Origin of the sequence: Enterococcus sp. DIV1937 (genome assembly GCF_050535975.1) — a bacterium.
Lineage (GTDB): Bacteria > Bacillota > Bacilli > Lactobacillales > Enterococcaceae > Enterococcus > Enterococcus faecalis.
The window spans coordinates 2,398,970-2,421,096 of sequence record NZ_CP172909.1 but is presented as its reverse complement, the minus strand read 5'-3'; the positions used below and the strand labels follow the sequence as shown (position 1 = coordinate 2,421,096).

Genomic DNA, 22,127 nt, shown 5'->3' with positions numbered 1-22,127 from the left:
ATACTAAAAAGAGGGAATAAAATGAACCTAACCCATCAAGACTTCAATCTATTCAACCGAGAAATCTTCACATTTAAACAACTCAAAGAGCAACAAACATCAGCAGAAATCGATGACTTAAAGCAAACCTACAAGCAACATTGGGAAAAGTGGAAAGCCTTAAACCTCGCAATCGCTCAAGGTTTACCAGCTGAACTCGGCATCACTAAGCCGAAAATCGAAAGCTGGACCAACGGCTGGAATTTACGCAGTCATTTCTGGGTTGCGTATCGCAGTGAGCAACGTCAAGCGGAAAATGCTTGTCTGGCATTGTTATTAAATAAAAAGCAATTTCAAGTATATTTGATGTTTCAACATTACAAAAGTGAGGAGCGGGCAGGCTCAGTCGTCGCTTACAATCAATTGCTTAATCGTTTAGAAGCTTGGAGTCAAACCATCGACTGCGAAGGCTATTATATTTGGCCGCAGGAGGAGCATGAACTAGTGGACCATTTGCCTTTAAAAGATTATTTAGCAGATGAAAAACAACGGAAAATTCTAGAAGAGCGGATAGGCAATCGCTCATTTCAGATCGGTAAGTTGTGGTTTGCGACGGAAAAGCTTGAAACGATTGAAGAAAAAAGTTGTCAGGCGCTTCAAGAATTAGCGCCGTTGTATAACGCATTATCTGAAAAATGAACGAAACAACGTCTCTGACCAATTACCTGGTCAGAGACGTTGTTTGTGTTTTTATTGATTTAAATCTGTTAGTAGTAGCTCGTTAGAAACAGCAAAAGTAGTAACTTCTGTTAAAGCTGGATCCAAAGTGTATTTTGTAAATGAGGTAGTACTTTCTGGTTGGACATACATGGTTAGATTAGTCACATCATATCCTGACCAATAATGTGTGAAATCAGACAGAGAATTACTTTGACCTAAATGGCCAATTCCCCGAGGAATCATCACTGTTTGGAAGGCGCGATAGAGTTGCATAATCCCTTCAGAGCTATCAAATTCTTGGAGATTGTCAGAATAGTATAACGCACGAATGAAGCGTGACGGCGAAGTGAAGTCTCCTGGGATTCCTAATAGTCCGTAAGAAGTCCCACCTTCAATTGGGTCAAGTGTTGCGCCTGATTTTAAAGTGTAAGGTTCTTTAATAGCGTAGTTGCGCATTCCGATATAGTTTCGTGCATTGGTTAAATGATAATTGTATTCTGGGCTGTTTGTGACTACGCCAATCGAATCATAAATGACGAACGCTCCGTTATCTGTTGGTTGCAAAACGATACTATTATTATTTTTATCATTAATGGTCCAGTGTAAGGTGAAATGAACTTCCCCCAATGAATCAAGTTGGAATTTTTGATCTAACAGGCCGATTTTTTCAAAAGCTACTTTTACTTCGTCAACGCTTTCAAAATTACTCAAAATATAAGCAAGTACTTCTTCTGCAATATGAGGTGTTAAACCACGATCTGCTAAACTTTCAGCAGGTGCTGTTGAAGATTCCATTAAATATTGAATATCACCAGATAAGCCGGCTTCGTTGATACCATCTGTGATAGCAAGGCTGACGGTTTTACCATCGTTCGCTGGTTGATCTGTGCCTGACATTGCTAGTCCCATAAAGGCATATTTTGCCGTCCAAGGATTTAGTTGGCTGTTTAGAACTGTACCTTTTGGAAATTGAGCAATTAGAGTAGGGATTTTTGGTGCAATTGGATCTTCGTTGCCAAAAAAGTCAAACGTAAAATCCATCGTACGTCCATAAAAAATATCATTTGTTTTGGAAATAATCTTGATGCCTGTACACATAATAGTTTCCCCCAATTAATGTAAGTTTGTGAAGCCTGTTTACTAGTTAAGCATATCATACTCTAGGAAACAGCGGTGGCTAAATTCTTAAAATATTAGACAATTTTGTCTAAATGAGGTGAAAAAAATTTTTAGCGATTTCCTTCACAAAACACCTTATTATCTTTCCGAAAATATGATATCTTTAGAATGGAAATTTCATGAAAAGAGGATGCGAATGTTTAAAAAGTACACACAAATGATAAGGGATGAATTTAAAGGGTATAATCAAAAAAAATTGAAAAAAGATTTCTTGGCAGGTTTGACTGTCGCAGCCGTCGCGTTGCCGTTAGCGTTAGCGTTTGGGGTCTCTAGCGGCGCCACTGCAGCAGCTGGCATGATCACGGCGATTATCGCTGGAATTGTGATTGGGAGCCTTTCGGGTGGGTTTTATCAAATTTCAGGACCAACAGGTGCGATGGCAGCTATTTTAATGTCAATTGCGGCAGTGCATGGCATGCAAGGGATTTTGTTGGCCACCTTTTTGGCGGGAATTTTCTTGCTTTTGGCAGGGACTTTGCGTTTAGGGAGCTTGACTTCTTTTATTCCGTCACCGGTCATTACCGGGTTTACTTCAGGAATTGCTATTATTATTGCGTTGGGGCAGCTTGATAATTTCTTTGGGGTTCGTTCAGAAGGCCACAATTTAATTGAGAAAATCAGCAGTTATCGTTCATTGGGCTTTGATTTAAGTATACCAACGACGGTTATGTCGATTTTAGTGGTGCTTGGATTAGTGTTCTTTCCGAAAAAGTGGAATGCGATGATACCAGCTTCATTGGTGATGATTATTTTAGCTACGTTAGCAACAGTGGTTTTTCAACTGCCAGTGGCCACTGTAGGGAAAATTCCGACAAGTATTTTTAGTGATACACGTTTGGAACTTGGTTCGCTTCAATTAAGTGCGTTTCAGGATATTTTGGTGCCTTCGATTAGCATTGCTATGTTAGGTATGATTGAAAGTTTGCTTTGTGGCGCTTCGGCTGGTCGCATGACAGGGAAACCATTAGACAGTAATCAGGAACTAGTGGCACAAGGAATTGGCAACTTAATTTTGCCATTTTTCGGTGGCGTGCCTGCGACGGCAGCGATTGCCCGGACGAGCGTAGTGATTAAATCTGGTGCGCAAACACGTTTAGCGGGTATTTTTCATGCGGTCTTTTTATTGTTATCGATGTTGCTTTTATCGCCAGTCATGTCTAAAATTCCCATGCCTGCGTTAGCTGGTGTTTTAGTGGTGACAGCGTGGCGAATGAATGAATGGTCGGTGATTAAAGAATTCTTCCAGAAACGTTTCCACACAGCCTTATGTTTATTCTTTTTAACGATGGTAGCGACCGTTATTTTTGACTTGAGTTTAGCGATTGTTTTAGGGGTCTTAGCGGGTTGCCTGTTTTTCATTGCGAAAAGTGCCGTGATTACGATTAATGTCGAGGAAGTTGATTGGTCAAGAATGGGGCTAGTACCGACCGATTGTACGGAAAATTGGGTGGTGGTTTATTTGAGTGGCCCGTTATTTTTCATGTCTTCTGAACGATTGAAACAAACGTTACTGCAATTGGAAACAAAAAGTGGTGTAGTATTTTCAATGCGAGGAGTTCCTAGCATTGATAGTACGGCGTTAGATATTTTAGAAGAATTTTGTCTCGCAGCAGAAGGTCGCGGACAACAAGTTCAGTTTGCCGCTCTGCAACCAGAAGTTGAGAAAATGATTCGAACCATTCAAGGAAATCAAGAGAAAGAATACCATTTCTCAGTCGCAGAATTTTTACAAACGGTGCATGTTGCAGAACAATAATTCATTTTTAAATGAAATGTTCTATTTTCTATCGCGGGCTTAATGGGTGAAGAAATAAGAAAAATAAGTGGGGACTAAAACGAGTTTCTAGAGGAGTTCCTAAAAAATAATAAAGAGAAAACTTCTAAGTATGAAGTTTTCTCTTTATTATTTTTTAGGTTATTTATTGAATTACTTCTAACATAACGTCTTTTTGATCATCCGTAACATTGCCTGCGTAGTTAGGAGTGATTAAAGATTTCGAACCATTTTTATTGTTGAATAAGTATAAAGTGCCCGATCTATTTTGTTCATCGTTTGAAGAAATATTAGTTCCTAAAATTAATTCTGTATTTACTTTAACGGTGCGAATACTGTTATCGGCCGCTGAAAATATTCTAATCTCTTTTGTAGGAATTGTATTTATAGATAGCTCATATTTATTAATGGCTTCTTTCACTTGACCATTTTCAGCCCCAAACAATTTAGTTCGGAAGGTAGCAGTTGGTGTTGAATTTAAGTTTTCTAACGTAATTGAAGTTGGCACATTCATTCCTTTAAAATTAAATACGAGTGGATTGTTTAAACTACTAAGATCGACAGCATAAGGTGTTGCTTCTAAAGAATTTGTTTCTTCGACATTTGTGGATACTTCATTTTTAGACTTTGACGAAGCCTGAGCGGTACTGGCACTTTCTGAAGTTTTTTTTAGTTTATTATTAGAGCTTGTTTCTGTGCTAGAACTGTAATGATTAGTACTGCTTTTCATTGATGTTGTATGATTGGTAGAATTTTCTTGTTTTTTAGGTTCATTCGCTTTTTGAGAACTACAACCTGTTAAAAAAATAACTAAAATAACACAAAATAATTTTTTCATACTATTCCTCCTATAGACGCTATAACTAATTTTATCTTACTTGTTAATATAACAAAAGGAATAATTATTTTATTTTCACAAATGCTCAAATTGTTTAAATCTGTAGTTTTTATACTTATTTTTGTTGCATTTGCAACAAAAATAAGTTAAAGTAATGACAATCATAAAATATTAGCGAAAGGAAGTGTCCTAGTGACAGATATTTTAAGAGAAATTGGCATGATTGCGCGGGCCTTAGATTCAATCAGTAATATTGAATTTAAGGAATTATCTTTAACACGAGGACAATATCTTTATTTGGTCAGGGTCTGTGAAAATCCTGGAATTATCCAAGAAAAGATCGCCGAACTGATTAAAGTTGATCGAACCACAGCAGCGCGGGCGATTAAGCGTTTGGAAGAACAAGGCTTTATTTATCGTCAAGAAGATGCAAGCAACAAAAAAATTAAGCGGATTTATGCCACAGAAAAAGGGAAAAACGTTTATCCAATCATTGTGCGCGAAAATCAACACTCGAATCAAGTTGCTTTGCAAGGCTTGTCAGAAGTGGAAATTTCACAATTGGCAGATTACTTAGTCCGGATGCGTAAAAATGTCAGCGAAGATTGGGAATTTGTCAAAAAAGGGAACACTCGAAATTATTAAGGAAAGGACGACTGATTGATGGGAGAAATAAAACAATTAACAATAGAAGATGCACCAGCGTTACAAGAAATCAGCATTGAAACTTATACAGATACTTTCGGACCATATAATACCCCAGAAAATATGCAAGCCTATTTAGTAGAAGCCTACAATTTAGAAAAATTACAAAAGGAATTGGCTAATCCCCACTCTGACTTTTATTTTATCTTTGTCGATAATCAATTAGCTGGCTACATGAAATTAAATCGTGAGAGGGCACAAACGGAACCGATGGGGCCAGAAAAGCTCGAGGTTGAGCGATTGTATATTTTGCCTGCGTTTAAAGGAAAGAAGCTGGGGACACAATTGTTAGAACTGGCGGAAGAGAAAGCTCGTGAATTTGGTAAAAACGCACTGTGGCTAGGTGTCTGGGAACACAATGATGCGGCGCGGGCATTTTATAAAACGATTGGCTACCGCTATTACAGTCAACATTCATTTTTTATGGGAGACGATGAACAGACGGATTTTATTTTGTTAAAGGAATTATAGCAAGAAAATTTAGAAACAAAGATTTCTGATAAAATCAGAAATCTTTGTTTATTTTTTTGATTAAAATTAAGCATTTTTTATTTTCAAAATGTTATTTTTAAAAACGTAAAAATTGAAAAAGAAGATTTTGAATCTGTGAAAAGTTGTCGATCTTGTGAGAAAACTCTTTTGTCAGTGTCTTTTTTCAGGATGGGTCTCTTCCTGAAAATCCACTTCAGTTTATCTATTTTGTGTGTTTTTGATTAAAAAACGTTGTGCTGGATTTCATTTAACTGTATAATTTATTTATGTCATTTTTAATAATAAGCGTATTTTAGCATTGAAAAAGAGAAGTTGTACATAATATGTGAATAAAAAGATTTGTTTCTTACTTTCTAGAGTGAGAGGACGATATAAAAAAGGTTGCTATTTTTTCGTTCAAAGTGAACAAAGAATCGTTTGTTATTTAGTTGGGGTAACTAATGATTCTTGTTATGAAAAGCGCTTACAATTTGTGTGATGAGAGTAGTACGCATGTTTGTGCAAAAGTGACAAAAAAGAGAAGGCAGGGTGTTTTAATAGAAAAAAATTTTTAATAAAAAGGAGAGTTTGTCGTGGAGAAAAATGTGTCTCAAGTAACAGCTCAAGAAGAAACAGCGATGAAAGCACGTGGCTACAATGAGGATTTGTTGCCAAGTAGCCCGAAACAACGGACAATGGGCGCGCGCAATTTTTTTACATTATGGATGGGTTCGATTCATAATATCCCGAATTATGCAGCAGTGGGCGGCTTTATTTTCTTAGGTTTATCGCCGCTGCAAGTTATGCTGGCAGTTGTGTTAAGCTCATTCATTGTAGCAACTTTCATGAATTTGAATGGCGTGGCTGGCTCTAAATATGGCATTCCTTTTGCGATGCACTTACAGTCTACTTACGGCAGTCTCGGGGCAAAACTGCCAGGGTTCTTAAGAGGTTGTGTGGCCGCGATTGCTTGGTTTGGTCTGCAAACATTTACAGGATCGCTGGCTTTATTAATTATTCTCGGGAAATTTTGGCCGAACTTTTTAGAAATTGGTGGATCATTCCAGTTTTTTGGTCTCAGGCTACCTGAATTAATGGCGTTTACTCTTTTCTGGCTCTTAAATGTGGCAATAGGTTTCGGTGGTAGCAAAATTTTGAACCGTTTTACCGCCATTTTAAGTCCGTTGATTTATGTCGTTATTATTGGATTAACGATTTGGGCCATTCGAGCTGGGGGCGGTTTAACACCAATTTTGTCCTATCAAGTTTCTGGTGCGATTCGTTCAGTCAATCCACTGGTGGCGTATCTGATTATTTTTAACTCGGTTGTGGCCGTTTGGTCAGCGCCTGGTGCGAGTGTGGCGGATTTTACTAAGAATGCGCGCTCGACACGTGCTCAGATTGTGGGGCAAACAGCAGGTTTAGTTGTTGGTTATGGGATTTTCGCTTTTTCCAGTGTGGTTATTCTGTTAGGTGGTTCGCTGTATTTTGGGATTCAAGAATGGAATATTTTAAACATTATTGATCGTTTAGATAATGTGGCAGTGGTGATCTTAGCCATGTCGGTTTTCTTATTAACGACTATTTCAACGAATGCAACGGGGAACATCATTCCGGCAGGTTATCAATTGGCGGCGCTGTTTCCTAAAAAAATGACGTATAAAAAAGGCGTCATGATTGCCAGTGTTATCAGCTTTCTTATTATGCCTTGGAAACTGATGGAAAACGCCGATAGTATTTTTATTTTTCTGAACGCAATTGGGGCTGTTTTAGGACCAGTCGCTGGTGTGATGATTGCGAATTATTATTTTGTTCAAAAGCAACAAATTAATTTAAATGCTTTATACGTAGATAAACACAAAAAAGAGGAAGCCAATCCTTTTTACGGATTAAACAAGCCGGCGTATGTCGCTACTATTCTGGCGTTGGTTCTTTCCTTAAGTGGTCAATTTATTCCACAGGTTAAAATCATTGCTGATATTTCGTGGTTTGTGGGCTTTGCCACAGGTTTTGTGCTGTACTTAGTGTTAAAAAAATGGACTTGGGATTCAAAAAAAGTGAAAGAAACAGCTTATCAGGAGGGAAAATAAATGCAAGCAGAGTTAGTGATTAAAAACGGGTTAGTTATTTTAGAAACTGGAGAAGTCATTACGGATGTCGCCGTTCAAGGAGGAAAAATCGTAGCGATCGGGCAAGACTTGTCGGGAGAACGTGTGATTGATGCGACGGGTTTGGTCGTTAGTCCTGGGATGGTGGATGCTCATGTTCATATTACCGATCCTGGTGGTGGTTACCGCGATGAATGGGAAGGGTATGTCACAGGAACGGCCGCTTGTGCCAAAGGGGGCGTGACGACCTTTATGGAAATGCCTTTAAATCAGATTCCAGCAACCGTGGATAAGACCTCTCTTGAGATCAAATACAAGGCAGGAGAAAATAAACTAAAAGTAGATGTAGGGTCATTTGGCGGCGTGGTCCCGACCAACTTGGCTGGCGGGATTCAGGAACTTGATGAAGGAGGCGTTTCCGGCTATAAATGCTTTTTAGGAACGTGCGGCGATCGTTCAATTGAAGGAGATTTTCAAAATGTCGACGATTATTCACTATATGAAGGAATGAAACAAGTTGCTAAGACTGGCAAAGTGCTAGCAATCCATGCAGAAAATGCGCCAATTACGGATAAATTAGGCGCGTTAGCTTATCAAAATGGTGAAACGACTTTAGCGGCATATGTAGCTACACGTCCTGTGTTTACCGAAGTTGAAGCGATTCAAAAAGCCATTTTATTTGCCAAAGAAACAGGTTGTCGGATTCATATTTGTCATGTGGCTTGCCAAGAAGGCGTGGAAGAAGTTTTAAAAGCCCAAGCAGAAGGGGTAGATGTGACTTGTGAAACATGTACGCATTATTTATATTTTACCACGGATGAACTTGATGCCATTGGTCCAGTTGTCAAATGTTCGCCGCCGATTCGTGACGCGGACCAACAAGCCGCCTTATGGAACCACGTGCAAACAGGCGGAATCGCGTTTGTAACCTCTGACCATTCTCCTTGTACGCCAGACTTAAAAGATACAACCAATGCTTTTGAAGCTTGGGGCGGCATTTCTGGTGTTCAAAATAACGTCGACGTGTTATTTGATGAAGCCGTCCAAAAACGTGGTTTATCCTTGAAACAATTCGCGGATATGATTGCAGCAAACCCAGCTGACCGTTATCACTTAGCGCAAAAGGGCCGCATCAGTATTGGTAAGGATGCCGATTTTGTACTAATTAAACCTAATGCGCCGTATATCTTAAAAGCAGAAGATTTAGAATATCGAAATAAAATTAGTCCTTACATTGGTCGTGAAATTGGGGCCCAAGTGATTCAAACAATTTTAAGAGGCAAAACAATTTACGCACAAGAAACTGGGGTAACCGAGGCGTTTAACGGCGTATTTATCAAAAATTAAACACCTATTTTAGAAATGAAAAGGGACAGAAGCGTAATTGAATTAGCGCCTCTGTCCACGAGTTACGGGTTATAAATTGGTTGTTTTGCACAAAAAAAGGCTTAATTTTGTTTGATAAGTACAATGAAGATGACTAGGGAAACGTTTACAATCAGAGTGTAATCAGTCAGGAGGTTTTGTGATGGACTTGGAAAAAGTTTTAAAACAAAGAATCGAAGAGTTGTCAGCAATTGGGAGTGATCCTGCTGGAGGGATGACACGCTTACTTTATACAGATTCGTGGTTGGCAGCACAAAAGTATGTGCAAAGCCAAACTGAGGCGTTTGGACTGGGAACGCAATTTGACGAAGTCGGGAATCTGTTTTGTCGAGTGGCAGGAACGGAATTTCCTCAGGAAACGATTTTAACTGGGTCACATATCGACACAGTAGTTAATGGTGGGACCTTAGATGGTCAATATGGTGTTATTGCTTCCATGACAGCTGTTCAATATTTATTAGACAAATATGGGAAACCACGGCGTTCTTTAGAAGTGCTTTCCATGGCTGAAGAAGAAGGGAGTCGTTTTCCAACGGTTTTCTGGGGAAGCAAAAATGTCGTTGGTGAAGCCAAACGTGAAGAAGTAGTCGATATCTCTGACAACGAAGGCAAAAAGTTTGTTGATGAGATGCATCGCCAAGGCTTTGATTTTCGGCAGGAGCAAACTAGACGTGAGGACATTGAAGCATTTGTCGAAATTCATATTGAACAAGGCAATATTTTAGAGAACGAAAAGCTCCAAGTCGGTGTTGTTCATAGTATTGTAGGGCAACGTCGCTACACGGTTAATTTAAAAGGGCAAGCCAATCATGCAGGCACTACGCCAATGAGTTACCGTCATGATGCGGTGTACGGCTTTGCTAAAATTTGTGCAGAAGCCATTGATCGTGCGAACGAAATTGGGGATCCGTTAGTTTTAACATTCGGCAAAGTCATTCCGAAACCCAATACAGTCAACGTGGTGCCTGGAGAAGTGGAATTTACAATTGACTGCCGTCATACCGACGCTGCTTTTTTACGACATTTTACCGGTGAATTAGAAGAACGGATGAAGACAATTGCTCAAGAATTAGGCTTAACGATTGCGATTGACCGCTGGATGGATGAAGCCCCTGTACCGATGAATCAAGCAATTGTAGAAGTTATTGAACAAAAAGCCAAAGAAGGCAAGTATCAGTATCGTATGATGCATAGTGGTGCTGGGCATGATTCGCAAATTATTGCGCCTCATTACCCGACAGCGATGATATTTGTGCCAAGTATTGGTGGGATTAGTCATAATCCTGCAGAAGCAACGGCATTTCCAGATTTGGTTGAAGGCGTCAAGCTTTTAGCAGATACCTTATATGAATTAGCATATAAATAAGATAGAAAAGGAAGAATTGTGATGGGTTATAAAAATAATCGAGTTGGTTACCAAAAAGAATTGTTAACATCAAGAGCTGTGATAAAAAAAGACAATTACGCCATTATTCCCCATGATGGTTTGGTGCAAAATGCAGTACTTGGTTTTGAAAATGTCGATATTTCCATTTTGGGATCGCCTAAATTAGGTGCGACATTTGTGGATTACATTGCTACGTTTCATAAAAATGGTCAACAAACAACTGGTTTTGGTGGCGACGGGATTCAAACGTTGGTTTATGTCATTGACGGTCGTTTGCGCGTTTCAGATGGTCAAGAAACCCATGAGCTTGAAGCCGGGGGCTATGCCTACTTTACGCCTGAAATGAAAATGTATTTAGCGAACGCACAGGAAGCGGACACAGAAGTTTTCTTATATAAAAAACGCTATCAGCCGTTGGCGGGCCATCAACCTTATAAAGTGGTTGGGTCAATTCATGACCAACAACCAGAAGAATATGAAGGAATGACAGACGTTTTACTTTGGAGTTTATTGCCGAAAGAGTTTGACTTTGATATGAATATGCATATCTTATCTTTTGAACCAGGCGCTAGTCATGCCTACATTGAAACGCATGTCCAAGAGCATGGTGCGTATTTAATTAGTGGCCAAGGGATGTACAATTTGGACAATGAATGGTATCCAGTGGAAAAAGGGGACTATATTTTCATGAGTGCCTATGTGCCACAAGCAGCCTATGCGGTTGGCCGTGAAGAACCGCTAATGTATGTTTACTCCAAAGATGCCAATCGTGAACCAGAATTATAAAGAAAAGCCGAATGTAAAGTAATGACCTCGGAACAATAGGATTTGAACACGCAGTGGTGAACGGTAGAGTCCTTTTTCTTGGTAGACGTTACTTTTATTCGGCTATTTTCCTGTTAATTATTTTTCTGAAAGTTCCAACGCTACCCGTAAGAGTAAACTCGTCTCAGGCTCTTGAATAGAGGTTCCTAATAATTTTTCACATTGATTCATGCGATATTTAATGGTGTTTCTGTGAAGGTAAAGAGCGTTGGCCGTTTTAGTAATTTCGCAATTGAAATCTAAAAAAACTTTCAAGGTTTTTCGTAATTCTTGTAACGTCGGTTCCGTCGGATAGGCCAACTCTTTCAATTGTTGCTGGCAAAAGTATTCAACATCTTCAGTGCCAATCTTTTCAAAAAGTCCAGCTAGGCCTTTGGGATGGAACAATTGCACAGTCGCTGGTTTTTGAGCGTGTAAAGAAGCCTCTAATGTCGAGGAAGCTTCAATATAAGAATTAGGCAAATCTTCTAGGTTTTCATAAGCATTGCCTAAAGCAAAGCGAATGGTAATAGGCAAAGCCTGTTGCAAACGTTCAGCGAGGTTTTGCAAAATCATCAAATGGTCATTTTTTTTAGATTGAAAAATCAAGATACTTTTATTTTGATTTTTTAATTTAAACAAGGCGACATCTGGCAGGATTTCCGGCAATTGTTCTTTGAGCCATTGGAAAATTAGTTGCCCTTCCGCTTGCTGATAACGAATATGGGTTTCATTTTCTGGTTTAGTCACGCCGTAGACAATCGCTAATTGATAATAATCACTGTTGATTAAACGATAATTTTTCCAAAGTTCCAACCAATTTTGATGTTTACTCAGCGCTTCTTGATGTGTATCAAGCAAGCGGTCCAAAAAGTCTGTTTTGAGATGCTCAAAAGATTCAGCAATTTTCTGGTTTTTAAATAACATAAAAGTCAAAACTAAAATGGCCTGATCAATGGCAAATTCAGAAATAGGATAAGGAATCTGTTCAGGAGATAAGACCAATAGATAATAGGGAAAATAATCGTTCACACGAATTGGAAAGCCAGCTACTTGAATGTTTTCTTGTCGCTCATCCTGTAAACGAAAGATTTTCTTTTCTTGTGCCAATTGTTGAAAGTGGTCTTTTGATAATTGTTCGATGAAAAACTCCGCCGATTTTTGATTGCCATAAAAATAATTCGAGTGGGCAATCACCTGTTGCCAAGGACTTAATAAAATAATTGGCGCATTTAAAATTTTCGCAAATTCAGCGATGAAGCGCGTAGCATCAACATCTTGCATTAATAATGTTGAAAAACGCTTTTGTATGTCAAATGCTACAGACATCTGTTCGGTTTTGCTATCACGAAGATAGCCTACAATTTCATGCAACAACCCGCCTAGTGGCTGTGTGCTAGGAATTTTAATCAGGGGCAAATCAACGGCACTGGCATAGGCAACAATTTCTGGTGAAATTTCGTCAAGGAACCGCCCAACTTTGATTCCTAAAGCCGTACACTCTGCTTGTTTTAGCGAGTCAATAAAAGGTTTCAATTTTTCTTGATCATCTTTATAAATCATTGCCGTTGTTAAAATCATGACATTTTTAGGGATAAAATCAGCCACATCAGGTGTTTCCGTGATTTCTACACTTTCCAAGGGCTGTGTTAAGTTTGAGTGAGACGATAATAATTGTAAGTCAGAAAATCTTGGTAAAGCCAAGACCTCAGCTAATATTTTCATCACAACAACCTCCTTTTTTTATAGTATAGCGAAGAATAAAAAGGAGTACAAAAGATAGTTATTGAATATGTCTAAAAAACAAAGTCAAAATAGTGCAAATTGAACAATGAATTTCTGGGTTTTTCCAAAGATAATAAAAGAGAAGAATTAAAAATGAAGTGAGGGATTACTATGTATCAACAACCAAATTTTGTACGGCGAACAATCATGACGCCGGGACCAGTCGAAGCCCATCCATCGGTACTTCGTCAAATGGGTCAACCAATTTTAGGGCAATTTGATCCAGAATTTCTACAGATTATGGACGAAGTTCGGGAAATGATTAAAGTACCTTTTGCCACAAAGAATCAACAAGCCTTTGCCATTGATGGCACGTCACGTTCAGGCTTGGAAGCGGGGTTATTTGCGTTGATTGAGCCAGGCGACAAAGTGCTTGTGCCTGCGTATGGCCGGTTTGCTTATTTATTAGGTGAAATTTGCGAACGCGCCCGGGCCGAAGTCATTTATTTAGAAAAGGACTGGCTCGCACCGTTTGAACAAACAACGGTGATTGAAGCGATTAAAGAACATCAACCAAAAATTGTTGCGATGGTCCACGGCGAAACGGCGAATGCACAAATGCAACCACTGGATCAAATTGGCGCCTTTTGTCGGGAAAATGAAATTTTCTTCGTAGTAGATATGGTGGCGACTTACGGCGGTGTTGAAACAAAGGTCGATGATTGGAAGATTGATATTGCGGTAGCAGGCACTCAAAAATGTGTCAGCGTACCTTCAGGCCTTTCTTTAATTACCTACAACCAACGTGTAGCCGATTATCTGGTGGGCCGTTACCAAAAAGAGTTAGGGCTTGGCGCGGATGCGCGGAATGAACGGTTCATTCAAAGTAACTACTTGGATTTATCGCAATTAGAAAAATATTGGGGACCAGAGCGCTTAAATCACCATACAGAAGCGACTACAATGATTTATGGGCTACATGAAGGGCTGCGCTTGTTACTTCAAGAAGGCATGGAAAATGTCTACGCACGCCATCGGAAAAACGATCGTATTTTAGTTGAAAGTCTGCAAAAAATGGGCTTAGAAATTTTCGGGAAGTTAGACACAAAAACACCAACAGTCATTCCTGTGGTCATTCCAGAAGGAATTGATGGTGAAAAAGTGCGGAGCTTATTACTGGATCATTTTAAAGTTGAAATTGCCTCTTCCTTCGGTGATTTAAAAGGAAAAATTTGGCGGGTCGGTAATATGGGTTACAGCAGTCGGGAAGACAATGTGCTGCATTTTTTAAGTGCTTTTGAGACTGTATTGAAACACCAAGGCTATCAATTTGAAGGCGGTAGCGGTAGTACTCATGCATTGGCTGAGTATTTAAACTAAAAAAGAAGGTAGGACAAAGGTCACTACGTAAAAAAGCGTAGTGCTTTTGTTCCTTGTGAAACGTTAACCAAAAAAATGATTGGTGGAGGAAAAGAAAATGACAGACAAGACAAAAAGTTCGTTGGCTTATTGGAAAAAAATCGTTATTTTACTATGTATGGGCTGGGTAACAATCTGGATTTATCGTTCCGCGCTTTCTCCTGTTTATCCACAAATTCGTGCGTCTCTAAATGGTAACGCTTCCGATACGGCCCTAGGGTCCATTTCTAGCTTTTATTTTCTCGGTTACGTAGTCATGCAGATTCCTGCAGGCTTCTTGGTAGACAAAATTGGGAAAAAACGTGTATTAATTCCAGGCTTTATCTTGTTTGCGCTGGCAGCATTACTGATTGCCCAAGCCCAAACGATTGGAACAATTTACTTAGGTAGCTTATTGGCAGGCTTAGGATGTGGTTCTTTCTATGGCTCGGCTTACTCGTTGACGTCGCAAAACATTCCTCAAGCCAAAAAAAGTTTTGCAACAGCTATTGTCAACAGTGGTTCAGCAGTTGGTTCAGGTTTAGGGATGATTTTATCTAGTTATTTAGTTGCCCAAAAAGGATTACCTTGGCAAGTGATGATGTACATTTCCGCCTTTATGATTATTTGTATGTTAGTGGCTTTTCAAGTGATTATTCGCAATCATAAAGAAGACATGGCCTTGATTCAGCCAACCGTTGTTGATGAAAAAGATAACGGAGCGGTAAAAGAAAAAGTGCCCTTTAAAAAACTGTTTGCGCCACATATGCTATTTGCGTATATTTTATATTTTGGCACTTGTTATGCATATTATATGATTGTGACTTGGTTACCTAATTTTTTAAGTACCGAACGCGGTTTCCAAGGAGCGGCAATTGGATTGTCCTCTTCGCTGGTCGCATTTGCCTCTATTCCAGGAGCGTTATTTTTTAGTCGGTTGGCGGATAAGTACATGCATAAAAAAGTTCAATTCATCGTTGTTTTAGAATTTTTAGCAACAGCTATGCTCTTGTTAACTGTACAAGTAAGTAATGCAACGTTGTTATTAATTGCTTTAATTATGTATGGGTTCTTAGGAAAATTAGCTGTAGAACCGATTATTATTTCTTGGCTAGGTGAAAATGCACCAAAAATTGGAATTGGCACTACTTTGGGCGTGTTTAACTTTTTCGGTATGATGTCATCTGTGATTGCCCCAGCTTTAACTGGGAAAATTTCAGACACAACGGGTTCGAAAGTCATGGGCTTTTATATTGCCGTCGTGATTTTACTAATTGGCACGATTCTTTTTATGCTTGTCAATTTAAAAAAACGCAGGGCAGATTCGTCTAATAAATAAAAAAACAACGCAAACTTATCTTTCATTGAATAAGTTTGCGTTGTTTTACTTTTTGACAATCATATTAATCGCTTGTGCTAATCGCTCTTCTTGTTCTTTAGGATCTTTTTCAGGATTTTCAAAGCAATGCTTTAAATTCTCCGCAACTATCATTCCCATTACGCGATCAATACTAGAACGGACCGCACTCAACTGAGTGATAACATCGATACATTCTTTTTCTTCATCAATCATTTTTTGAATCCCGCGAATTTGACCTTCTGTGCGGCGTAAACGATTCAGCACTTTCTTTTTTTCTTCAGTCATTTTGCCCCTCCTTAAGAGTAGTGATTGGTTTAAAATATACCTACACGAGGTATTTTTGTCAACTATCTTTTCTTTGAATCTAAAAATGGCAGAAATCTCTTCAGTTGACAAGTCTAACTTTTTCATGTTAAATATACCCCATAAGGTATATAAGAAAAGGAGAACAAAATGTTATTTCAATTGTTTAAAAAAACGCCAAGTATTTCAACAAAGGAATTGCAGTCACGTTTATCTAAAGAGATAACGTTATTAGATGTCCGGACACCTAGCGAATACCGCGCAGGGCATATTCCACAAGCGATTAATGTCCCACTTAACAAAATTCCCGCCTACAACAAATCCGCTAACGAAGTCTATGTGATTTGCCAGTCCGGCATGCGCAGCAAAAATGCGGCCAAAATTTTAGCGAGAAAAAACTATCACGTGATTAACGTTCGTGGCGGGATGTCCCAATGGTCTGGTCAAATTAAAGGAGGAAAATAAATGAAAATTGTAATTATCGGAGGCGTGGCTGGTGGTATGTCAGCAGCGACACGTTTACGTCGCTTAATGGAAGATGCTGAAATTGTTGTCATGGAAAAAGGCCCTTTTGTTTCATTTGCAAACTGTGGTTTGCCTTACTACGTTTCTGGCGAAATCGCAGAAAGAGAGCAACTGCTTGTTCAAACACCCGAAGCGTTAAAGGCACGGTTTAATTTAGATGTTCGTCCTCACCATGAAGTCGTGGCGATTGATCCAATAGAAAAAGTGATCACAGTGAAACATGAAACAGAAATTTTAACAGAACACTATGACAAATTAATTTTATCACCAGGGGCGAAACCTTTTGTGCCACCAATTACAGGATTGGCAGAAGCCAAAAATGTTTTTTCATTAAGAAATGTTCCTGATTTAGATCAAATTATGACAGCCTTGACACCAGAAACAAAACGAGCCGTCGTGATTGGCGCAGGCTTCATTGGCTTGGAAATGGCAGAAAACTTGCAAAAACGCGGATTAGAAGTCACTCTCGTGGAAAAAGCGCCTCATGTTTTACCGCCATTAGACGAAGAAATGGCCGCTTTTGTCAAAGCTGAATTAAGCAAAAACAATGTTCAAGTAATTACGGGACAATCTGCGGTTGCTTTTGAAGAAGAAGGGCAAGTGATTCGCTTAGAAGACGGTCAAACATTAGCTTCTGATTTAACCATTTTGTCGGTGGGTGTCCAACCAGAAAATACCTTAGCAGTTGAAGCAGGTGTAGCAACTGGTTTACGTGGCGGTATTGTTGTTGATGAACACTATCAAACGAATCAACCCGATATTTATGCGGTTGGGGATGCTGTTGTAGTGAAACAACAAATCACTCAAGAAGATGCGCTGATTTCTTTAGCTTCTCCTGCCAATCGCCAAGGACGTCAAGTAGCGGATGTGATTGCTGGGTTAGAGAGAAAAAATCAAGGAAGCATTGGGACTGCCATTGTGCGAGTCTTTGATTTAACCGCTGCTTCAACTGGTTTAAGCGAACGGGCTGCTAAAGCTGCTGGACTAACAACAGCTGTTGTGCATATCAGTGGAAAAGACCATGCGGGGTATTATCCTGGCGCAACAGATCTTCAGTTAAAATTAGTTTTTCATCCTACGACAGGGGAAATTTATGGCGCACAAGGAATTGGGGCAAAGGGCGTAGATAAGCGGATTGATATTCTTGCGACCGCTATTAAAGGACAGTTAACTATTTTTGATTTGCCTGAATTAGAGTTTACCTATGCGCCGCCGTTTGGTTCAGCGAAAGATCCTGTGAACATGTTAGGCTATGCAGCGATGAACCTTGCAGAAGGATTGAGTGAAAACGTTCAATGGTATGAGTTATCCAACGAATTAGCTAATGGGGCTGTTTTATTAGATGTCCGTAATCCCGCTGAACAAGCCAATGGTCAATTTAAAAATGCTGTGTCTATTCCTTTAAATGAGTTAAGAGAACGTTTGGAGGAATTAGACAAGTCAACGAAGTACATTGTTAGTTGTCACAGCGGTTTGCGTAGTTATATTGCAGAACGGATGCTAAAACAAGCAGGCATCTCAGCCAAAAATTTAGATGGTGCTTTTGCGCTATATCGAATGGTAAAACCGGAGGAACTAGAAAATGTATAACACGATTGGCATGCCTGAATTTTATCAGGAAGCAAAACGAAAAAAATTACCGATTATTGATGTACGAGAAGAAATGGAATACCAACTGGGGCATGTCCCTCAGGCCATCAACTTACCTTTAAGTACTTTAACCGAAAATTATCAGCAATTAGATAAAAACCAACCCTATTATCTGATTTGTCAAATGGGATCGCGCTCCGCACAAGCGTGTGCGTTTCTCAGTCAACAAGGGTATCAAGTAACCAATGTTCTAGGTGGTACATCTGGCTGGTTGGGTCAATTAGAACAATAAAATAACAAAAAACGTTTATCCTTTTACACAGGATAAACGTTTTTTTGTTAGATAAAGATGTGTCAAAACTGTAAGAGGAATGATAGGAAGATGAAGGGACCAGTTTTTTTATTCATTATATACTAAATAAAATGACAAACTCGTCAACAGAAATCAAGGAGGAACAAATAAATGAAAAAGTCAGGCCAGAAGAAGCGAAATAAAAAAGTGTGGTTCGGTATTGGTGCCGCAGTGGTCGTCGTCGGATTTATCGGAGCAAAAACAGTTTTTTCTTCAAAAGAAGTTGAACCTGAATACACAACGTATACCATTACAGAAATGGCCTCATTAAAATTAGATGGTCAAGTGAGTTTTTTAGATACTCGGGATATTTTCTTTGATCCTTCTTTAGGAAAAATTGCCGAAATAAATGTTGAAAATGGTAAAGAAGTCAAGAAAGATAGTCCATTGTTAACGTACAATAACTCAGACATCCAAGCCACAGAAACAGAACAAGCGAATGCTGTTAATCGAAACAATCTTCAAGTCCAACAAGCACAAGAGAACGTTAACTTAGCAACTCAAAAATACAATGAAGCCTTAAACAAAGTTGCTGCAGCCAAGCAAAAATTAAACACCGCAAAAGAGGCTGAAGAGAAAGAAACACTAAATGCGGAAATTCAGCAATTGAATGAAGCTGTTAGTGCTGCGAATAGTGAAGTCGCCCAAGCTAACCAAGCCCTTCAATTAGCCAACAGTGATGCCGTCGGAGCAGCAAACACGCTTGAACAAACACGTGGCAAAGTCAACACAGTCGTTACAGCACCAATTGATGGCCAAGTCACTGTCGATGCTAGTGCTATGAGTAGTACCGACAAACCAGTCATTAAAATTGCAACACAAAAGAAAAATATTCAAGGAAAAGTAACCGAATATGATTACGATAAATTACAGACAGGGGAAGAAGTAACAGTGACGACCGTTGGTTCAGGCAAATCAGCGCCAGGCAAAATTGTTTCCATTGCGCAAACCCCAATAGCTAAAAATGAAGGCAATCCAGTAGTGAGTTATCAATTTACAGTAGAAGGTGATTTTCCTTGGGCAGAAGGCTTGTCTACTAGCATCGCTGTGCCGCAAAAGCAAATGATTATACCGACAGCAGCAATCCAAAAAGAAGGCGAAAAAGAATTTGTCTATGTTTACAAAGCGGGCAAAACGAAAAAAACACCGATTGAAACAGAAACAAATTTAGGTCGTAAAGTTGTCAAAAGTGGCTTGAATTGGAAAGACCAAGTGATTGCCAATCCCAATAAAGAATTAAAAGATAATCAAGATGTTCAGGTAGCTGCCAATGATTAAGCTAGCCCATATTCATAAATATTATTATTCCGAAGAAGAAACACTGCATGTGTTAGATGATATTAACCTCCAAGTAGACGCTGGAGAATTTTTAGCGATTATGGGTCCTTCTGGTTCTGGGAAATCGACTTTGATTAATTTGCTAGGCTTTATTGATAAAAAGTTTGAAGGAACGTATTTATTTGAAGACCGTGAAATTGGCGACTTTTCTGATAAGGAACTATCCCGAATTAGAAATGAAGCAGTCGGCTTTGTCTTTCAGAATTTTAGTTTAATTGAAACACTAACAGTTGAAGAAAACATTGAATTACCTCTTTTATATAGTGGGTTAACCCCAAAAGAAGCCAAAGATCGTGTCCACGAAGTTCTGACAAAAGTCGGCTTGCCAGATAAAGGCAAGAAGCATCCAAAACAACTTTCGGGCGGACAACAACAACGTGTTGCCATTGCGCGTGCGATTGTCAATCGGCCAAGTTTTATTATTGCAGATGAACCAACTGGGGCTTTAGATAGTAAAACATCGGAAGAAATTTTAACGCTCTTTCAGCAATTAAACAATGAAGGTGTCACCATTATTTTAGTGACACATGATGAAGAAACAATTGAATACTGCAATCGTTTGATTAAAGTTCGTGATGGAAAGATTTTAGAGGAGGTGCTGAAATGAAACGTTCAATTATTTGGAAAACCGCCTTCCGTTCCATTTTGAAAAATAAGCGACGCAGCTTGTTAACGATGCTAGGGATTGTCATCGGGATCGCTTCGGTGATTACCATCGTGGCTATCGGTAACGGCTTTAAAGAAGACATGGTCGATAAATTATCTGCTGAAAAACAAAAAGAAAATGTGAAAAAGATTTCTTTTTCGGCCTACAACACTTCGGATATGTTTAGTGACCAAGCGATGTTTACCGACAATGATTTAGGGGTCGTGCGCATGGTTCCTGGCGTAGAAAAAATTGATTTTGATCAAAGAGAAGTTGATGGCGCCCAAAAAGGTACACTGAATTTTCAAGCAGGACCGAAAAATCTTTCTGTAACCTATGAACTTGCCAACAAAACCACCAAAGAATTGTTGGCGGGACGCCAACTGAATGATGGAGACAATGCAAAACTGGATAAAACAGTGGTGGTGGATGAACTGGTTGCCAAAGAACTCTACCAAGACCCAACTGCAGCAGTTAATCGAACTTTTCCATATAAAAATCAACTTTTTACCATTGTTGGCGTGACAACCAATACCAGCGGTGCCATTGGTCCAGGTAATGATGACTCATTGCTTTATTTTCCCAAAAAGACCTATGAACATTATTTCGGCAAGCTAAAAGATACATCTACGTTGAAGCTAACAGTAGCACCTGGCTATCAACCAGATCAAGTATTGAAAGAAACAATAAAAACTCTCTCTCAACAAGGAACCATGAAAAACAGCGGGACGTATCAAGAATATAATGTTAAAGATACCATCAAAGAAATGGGCTCTTTATTAAATAATTTAACCTTGTTTATTTCCGCAATTGCGGCCATTTCACTGGTAATTGCTGGGGTCGGCGTTATGAATATGATGTACATTTCGGTCTCAGAACGGATTAAGGAAATTGGTATCCGACGTGCATTGGGCGGGACAGCCAGTGATATTAAAAAGCAATTCTTAACAGAAGGGATTGCCTTGACCTTAATCGGCGGAATTACTGGTTATCTTTTAGGAATGATTATTGCCTACTTAGCCTCAATGGCACTACCGTTTTCTGTTCGTCCAGACTTAATGACGGTTTCATTAGCCATCGGTATTTCTGTCTTTATCGGGGTTGTATTTAGCTATTTCCCTGCCTCGGCAGCTTCGAAAAAAGACTTGATCGATATTATGAAATAAATATAAACAGCAAAGAAACAGCCACTTTTGGCTGTTTTTTTTAGTGAAAGTAGAAAAAAATCCAAAGATTTCAAGAGAAAATAGCTAACAAACGTCAAAAGGTTGATATTAGCTACCAACCTTTTGACGTTTGTCAGCTAAATAAAAAAAGAAAAAATTAAAAAAATAGCATGTTGAGGATTAAATAACAAATATTTTTTAAATAAGACTATTGGAAATCCTTTATAAATCTGGGATTACGGGAATGACTGTTAATGACTGATTTGCTTGTAAATTTCTAAATTTTAATTCGAAAAATTTCCAGTATACTAAATATATCAAAACAAAACACGAAAATTGAGAAAATTTTGAACTAAAAAAGAATTAAGGAGGA

General features: G+C 39.0%; 20 protein-coding genes. 16 read left to right on the top strand and 4 right to left on the bottom strand.

The genetic code is table 11. The features are described 5' to 3' along the window. Positions 1-21 precede the first annotated feature (21 nt). The gene (locus IGL13_RS11680; RefSeq protein ID WP_002378771.1) at positions 22-678 is read left to right on the top strand and encodes a glucose-6-phosphate 1-dehydrogenase family protein; all 657 of its coding nucleotides are present in this window, start codon (positions 22-24) and stop codon (positions 676-678) included. Between the two features lie 51 nt (positions 679-729). On the opposite strand, the gene IGL13_RS11675 is transcribed toward IGL13_RS11680, so the two are convergent. Next, positions 730-1,797, bottom strand: a complete 1,068-nt coding sequence (locus IGL13_RS11675; protein WP_002367364.1) for a choloylglycine hydrolase family protein — start codon at positions 1,795-1,797, stop codon at positions 730-732. Positions 1,798-1,972: 175 nt separating this feature from the next. Between IGL13_RS11675 and IGL13_RS11670 the strand changes: the two genes are divergently transcribed. Next, positions 1,973-3,634 (top strand): SulP family inorganic anion transporter, encoded by a 1,662-nt coding sequence (locus IGL13_RS11670; RefSeq protein WP_016615581.1) that lies wholly within the window; start codon positions 1,973-1,975, stop codon positions 3,632-3,634. A gap of 163 nt (positions 3,635-3,797) precedes the next feature. On the opposite strand, the gene IGL13_RS11665 is transcribed toward IGL13_RS11670, so the two are convergent. Further along, positions 3,798-4,490, bottom strand: coding sequence for a hypothetical protein (locus tag IGL13_RS11665; RefSeq protein WP_002378769.1), 693 nt, complete (start codon positions 4,488-4,490; stop codon positions 3,798-3,800). Between the two features lie 192 nt (positions 4,491-4,682). Here IGL13_RS11665 and sylA point away from each other — a divergent pair, with 192 nt between their 5' ends. From sylA to allE, 6 genes are all read left to right on the top strand, one after another. After that, positions 4,683-5,135, top strand: coding sequence for a transcriptional regulator SylA (gene sylA / locus IGL13_RS11660; RefSeq protein WP_002359121.1), 453 nt, complete (start codon positions 4,683-4,685; stop codon positions 5,133-5,135). 18 nt (positions 5,136-5,153) lie between these two features. Beyond that, on the top strand, positions 5,154-5,666 hold the full coding sequence (locus IGL13_RS11655; protein WP_002401605.1) for a GNAT family N-acetyltransferase: 513 nt from the start codon (positions 5,154-5,156) through the stop codon (positions 5,664-5,666). 593 nt (positions 5,667-6,259) lie between these two features. Next, positions 6,260-7,756 carry an allantoin permease gene (gene allW / locus IGL13_RS11650; protein ID WP_002378767.1) on the top strand — a complete coding sequence of 499 codons (1,497 nt, stop codon included), beginning with the start codon at positions 6,260-6,262 and terminating at the stop codon, positions 7,754-7,756. Then, complete coding sequence (gene allB / locus IGL13_RS11645; protein WP_002378765.1) at positions 7,757-9,121, top strand: allantoinase AllB; 1,365 nt, start codon at positions 7,757-7,759, stop codon at positions 9,119-9,121. A 181-nt stretch (positions 9,122-9,302) separates the two neighbouring features. Next, a complete protein-coding gene (gene allC / locus IGL13_RS11640; protein ID WP_002401603.1) occupies positions 9,303-10,526 on the top strand; it encodes an allantoate deiminase in 1,224 nt (407 codons plus the stop codon). A gap of 21 nt (positions 10,527-10,547) precedes the next feature. Next, positions 10,548-11,333, top strand: coding sequence for a (S)-ureidoglycine aminohydrolase (gene allE / locus IGL13_RS11635; protein ID WP_002401602.1), 786 nt, complete (start codon positions 10,548-10,550; stop codon positions 11,331-11,333). A 117-nt stretch (positions 11,334-11,450) separates the two neighbouring features. Here allE and IGL13_RS11630 read toward each other — a convergent pair whose 3' ends face one another. Next, positions 11,451-13,076, bottom strand: coding sequence for a PucR family transcriptional regulator (locus tag IGL13_RS11630; protein WP_002365289.1), 1,626 nt, complete (start codon positions 13,074-13,076; stop codon positions 11,451-11,453). Between the two features lie 171 nt (positions 13,077-13,247). Between IGL13_RS11630 and IGL13_RS11625 the strand changes: the two genes are divergently transcribed. Together IGL13_RS11625 and IGL13_RS11620 are read left to right on the top strand one after the other, a co-directional pair. Continuing rightward, on the top strand, positions 13,248-14,456 hold the full coding sequence (locus tag IGL13_RS11625) for a pyridoxal-phosphate-dependent aminotransferase family protein (RefSeq protein ID WP_142429192.1): 1,209 nt from the start codon (positions 13,248-13,250) through the stop codon (positions 14,454-14,456). Between the two features lie 97 nt (positions 14,457-14,553). Then, on the top strand, positions 14,554-15,813 hold the full coding sequence (locus IGL13_RS11620) for an MFS transporter (RefSeq protein WP_002378762.1): 1,260 nt from the start codon (positions 14,554-14,556) through the stop codon (positions 15,811-15,813). Between the two features lie 45 nt (positions 15,814-15,858). On the opposite strand, the gene IGL13_RS11615 is transcribed toward IGL13_RS11620, so the two are convergent. Next, a complete protein-coding gene (locus IGL13_RS11615) occupies positions 15,859-16,119 on the bottom strand; it encodes a metal-sensitive transcriptional regulator (RefSeq protein WP_002355063.1) in 261 nt (86 codons plus the stop codon). Between the two features lie 168 nt (positions 16,120-16,287). Here IGL13_RS11615 and IGL13_RS11610 point away from each other — a divergent pair, with 168 nt between their 5' ends. The 6 genes from IGL13_RS11610 to IGL13_RS11585 all read left to right on the top strand — a co-directional run bounded on the left by IGL13_RS11610 (position 16,288) and on the right by IGL13_RS11585 (position 21,754). Next, positions 16,288-16,602, top strand: a complete 315-nt coding sequence (locus tag IGL13_RS11610; RefSeq protein WP_002365287.1) for a rhodanese-like domain-containing protein — start codon at positions 16,288-16,290, stop codon at positions 16,600-16,602. Further along, complete coding sequence (locus IGL13_RS11605; RefSeq protein ID WP_002378761.1) at positions 16,603-18,252, top strand: FAD-dependent oxidoreductase; 1,650 nt, start codon at positions 16,603-16,605, stop codon at positions 18,250-18,252. Next, the gene (locus IGL13_RS11600) at positions 18,245-18,544 is read left to right on the top strand and encodes a rhodanese-like domain-containing protein (protein WP_002355066.1); all 300 of its coding nucleotides are present in this window, start codon (positions 18,245-18,247) and stop codon (positions 18,542-18,544) included. The genes IGL13_RS11605 and IGL13_RS11600 overlap by 8 nt, the downstream gene beginning before the upstream one ends. A 171-nt stretch (positions 18,545-18,715) precedes the next feature. Continuing rightward, entirely contained in the window at positions 18,716-19,882 is a 1,167-nt protein-coding gene (locus IGL13_RS11595; RefSeq protein WP_010818544.1) for an efflux RND transporter periplasmic adaptor subunit, read from the top strand. Continuing rightward, positions 19,875-20,549 carry an ABC transporter ATP-binding protein gene (locus IGL13_RS11590; protein ID WP_002401601.1) on the top strand — a complete coding sequence of 225 codons (675 nt, stop codon included), beginning with the start codon at positions 19,875-19,877 and terminating at the stop codon, positions 20,547-20,549. Before IGL13_RS11595 ends, IGL13_RS11590 begins: the two co-directional genes overlap by 8 nt. Then, entirely contained in the window at positions 20,546-21,754 is a 1,209-nt protein-coding gene (locus tag IGL13_RS11585) for an ABC transporter permease (protein ID WP_002401600.1), read from the top strand. Before IGL13_RS11590 ends, IGL13_RS11585 begins: the two co-directional genes overlap by 4 nt. The last annotated feature ends 373 nt before the right edge of the window (positions 21,755-22,127 follow it).

Bases quoted from the DNA above. Each gene is read 5' to 3' on its own strand.
- IGL13_RS11680 (WP_002378771.1), top strand. From the start codon at position 22: ATGAACCTAACCCATCAAGACTTCAATCTATTCAACCGAGAAATCTTC.
- IGL13_RS11675 (WP_002367364.1), bottom strand. From the start codon at position 1,797: ATGTGTACAGGCATCAAGATTATTTCCAAAACAAATGATATTTTTTAT.
- IGL13_RS11670 (WP_016615581.1), top strand. From the start codon at position 1,973: ATGATATCTTTAGAATGGAAATTTCATGAAAAGAGGATGCGAATGTTT.
- IGL13_RS11665 (WP_002378769.1), bottom strand. From the start codon at position 4,490: ATGAAAAAATTATTTTGTGTTATTTTAGTTATTTTTTTAACAGGTTGT.
- IGL13_RS11655 (WP_002401605.1), top strand. From the start codon at position 5,154: ATGGGAGAAATAAAACAATTAACAATAGAAGATGCACCAGCGTTACAA.
- allB (WP_002378765.1), top strand. From the start codon at position 7,757: ATGCAAGCAGAGTTAGTGATTAAAAACGGGTTAGTTATTTTAGAAACT.
- allC (WP_002401603.1), top strand. From the start codon at position 9,303: ATGGACTTGGAAAAAGTTTTAAAACAAAGAATCGAAGAGTTGTCAGCA.
- allE (WP_002401602.1), top strand. From the start codon at position 10,548: ATGGGTTATAAAAATAATCGAGTTGGTTACCAAAAAGAATTGTTAACA.
- IGL13_RS11630 (WP_002365289.1), bottom strand. From the start codon at position 13,076: ATGAAAATATTAGCTGAGGTCTTGGCTTTACCAAGATTTTCTGACTTA.
- IGL13_RS11625 (WP_142429192.1), top strand. From the start codon at position 13,248: ATGTATCAACAACCAAATTTTGTACGGCGAACAATCATGACGCCGGGA.
- IGL13_RS11620 (WP_002378762.1), top strand. From the start codon at position 14,554: ATGACAGACAAGACAAAAAGTTCGTTGGCTTATTGGAAAAAAATCGTT.
- IGL13_RS11615 (WP_002355063.1), bottom strand. From the start codon at position 16,119: ATGACTGAAGAAAAAAAGAAAGTGCTGAATCGTTTACGCCGCACAGAA.
- IGL13_RS11610 (WP_002365287.1), top strand. From the start codon at position 16,288: ATGTTATTTCAATTGTTTAAAAAAACGCCAAGTATTTCAACAAAGGAA.
- IGL13_RS11605 (WP_002378761.1), top strand. From the start codon at position 16,603: ATGAAAATTGTAATTATCGGAGGCGTGGCTGGTGGTATGTCAGCAGCG.
- IGL13_RS11600 (WP_002355066.1), top strand. From the start codon at position 18,245: ATGTATAACACGATTGGCATGCCTGAATTTTATCAGGAAGCAAAACGA.
- IGL13_RS11595 (WP_010818544.1), top strand. From the start codon at position 18,716: ATGAAAAAGTCAGGCCAGAAGAAGCGAAATAAAAAAGTGTGGTTCGGT.
- IGL13_RS11590 (WP_002401601.1), top strand. From the start codon at position 19,875: ATGATTAAGCTAGCCCATATTCATAAATATTATTATTCCGAAGAAGAA.
- IGL13_RS11585 (WP_002401600.1), top strand. From the start codon at position 20,546: ATGAAACGTTCAATTATTTGGAAAACCGCCTTCCGTTCCATTTTGAAA.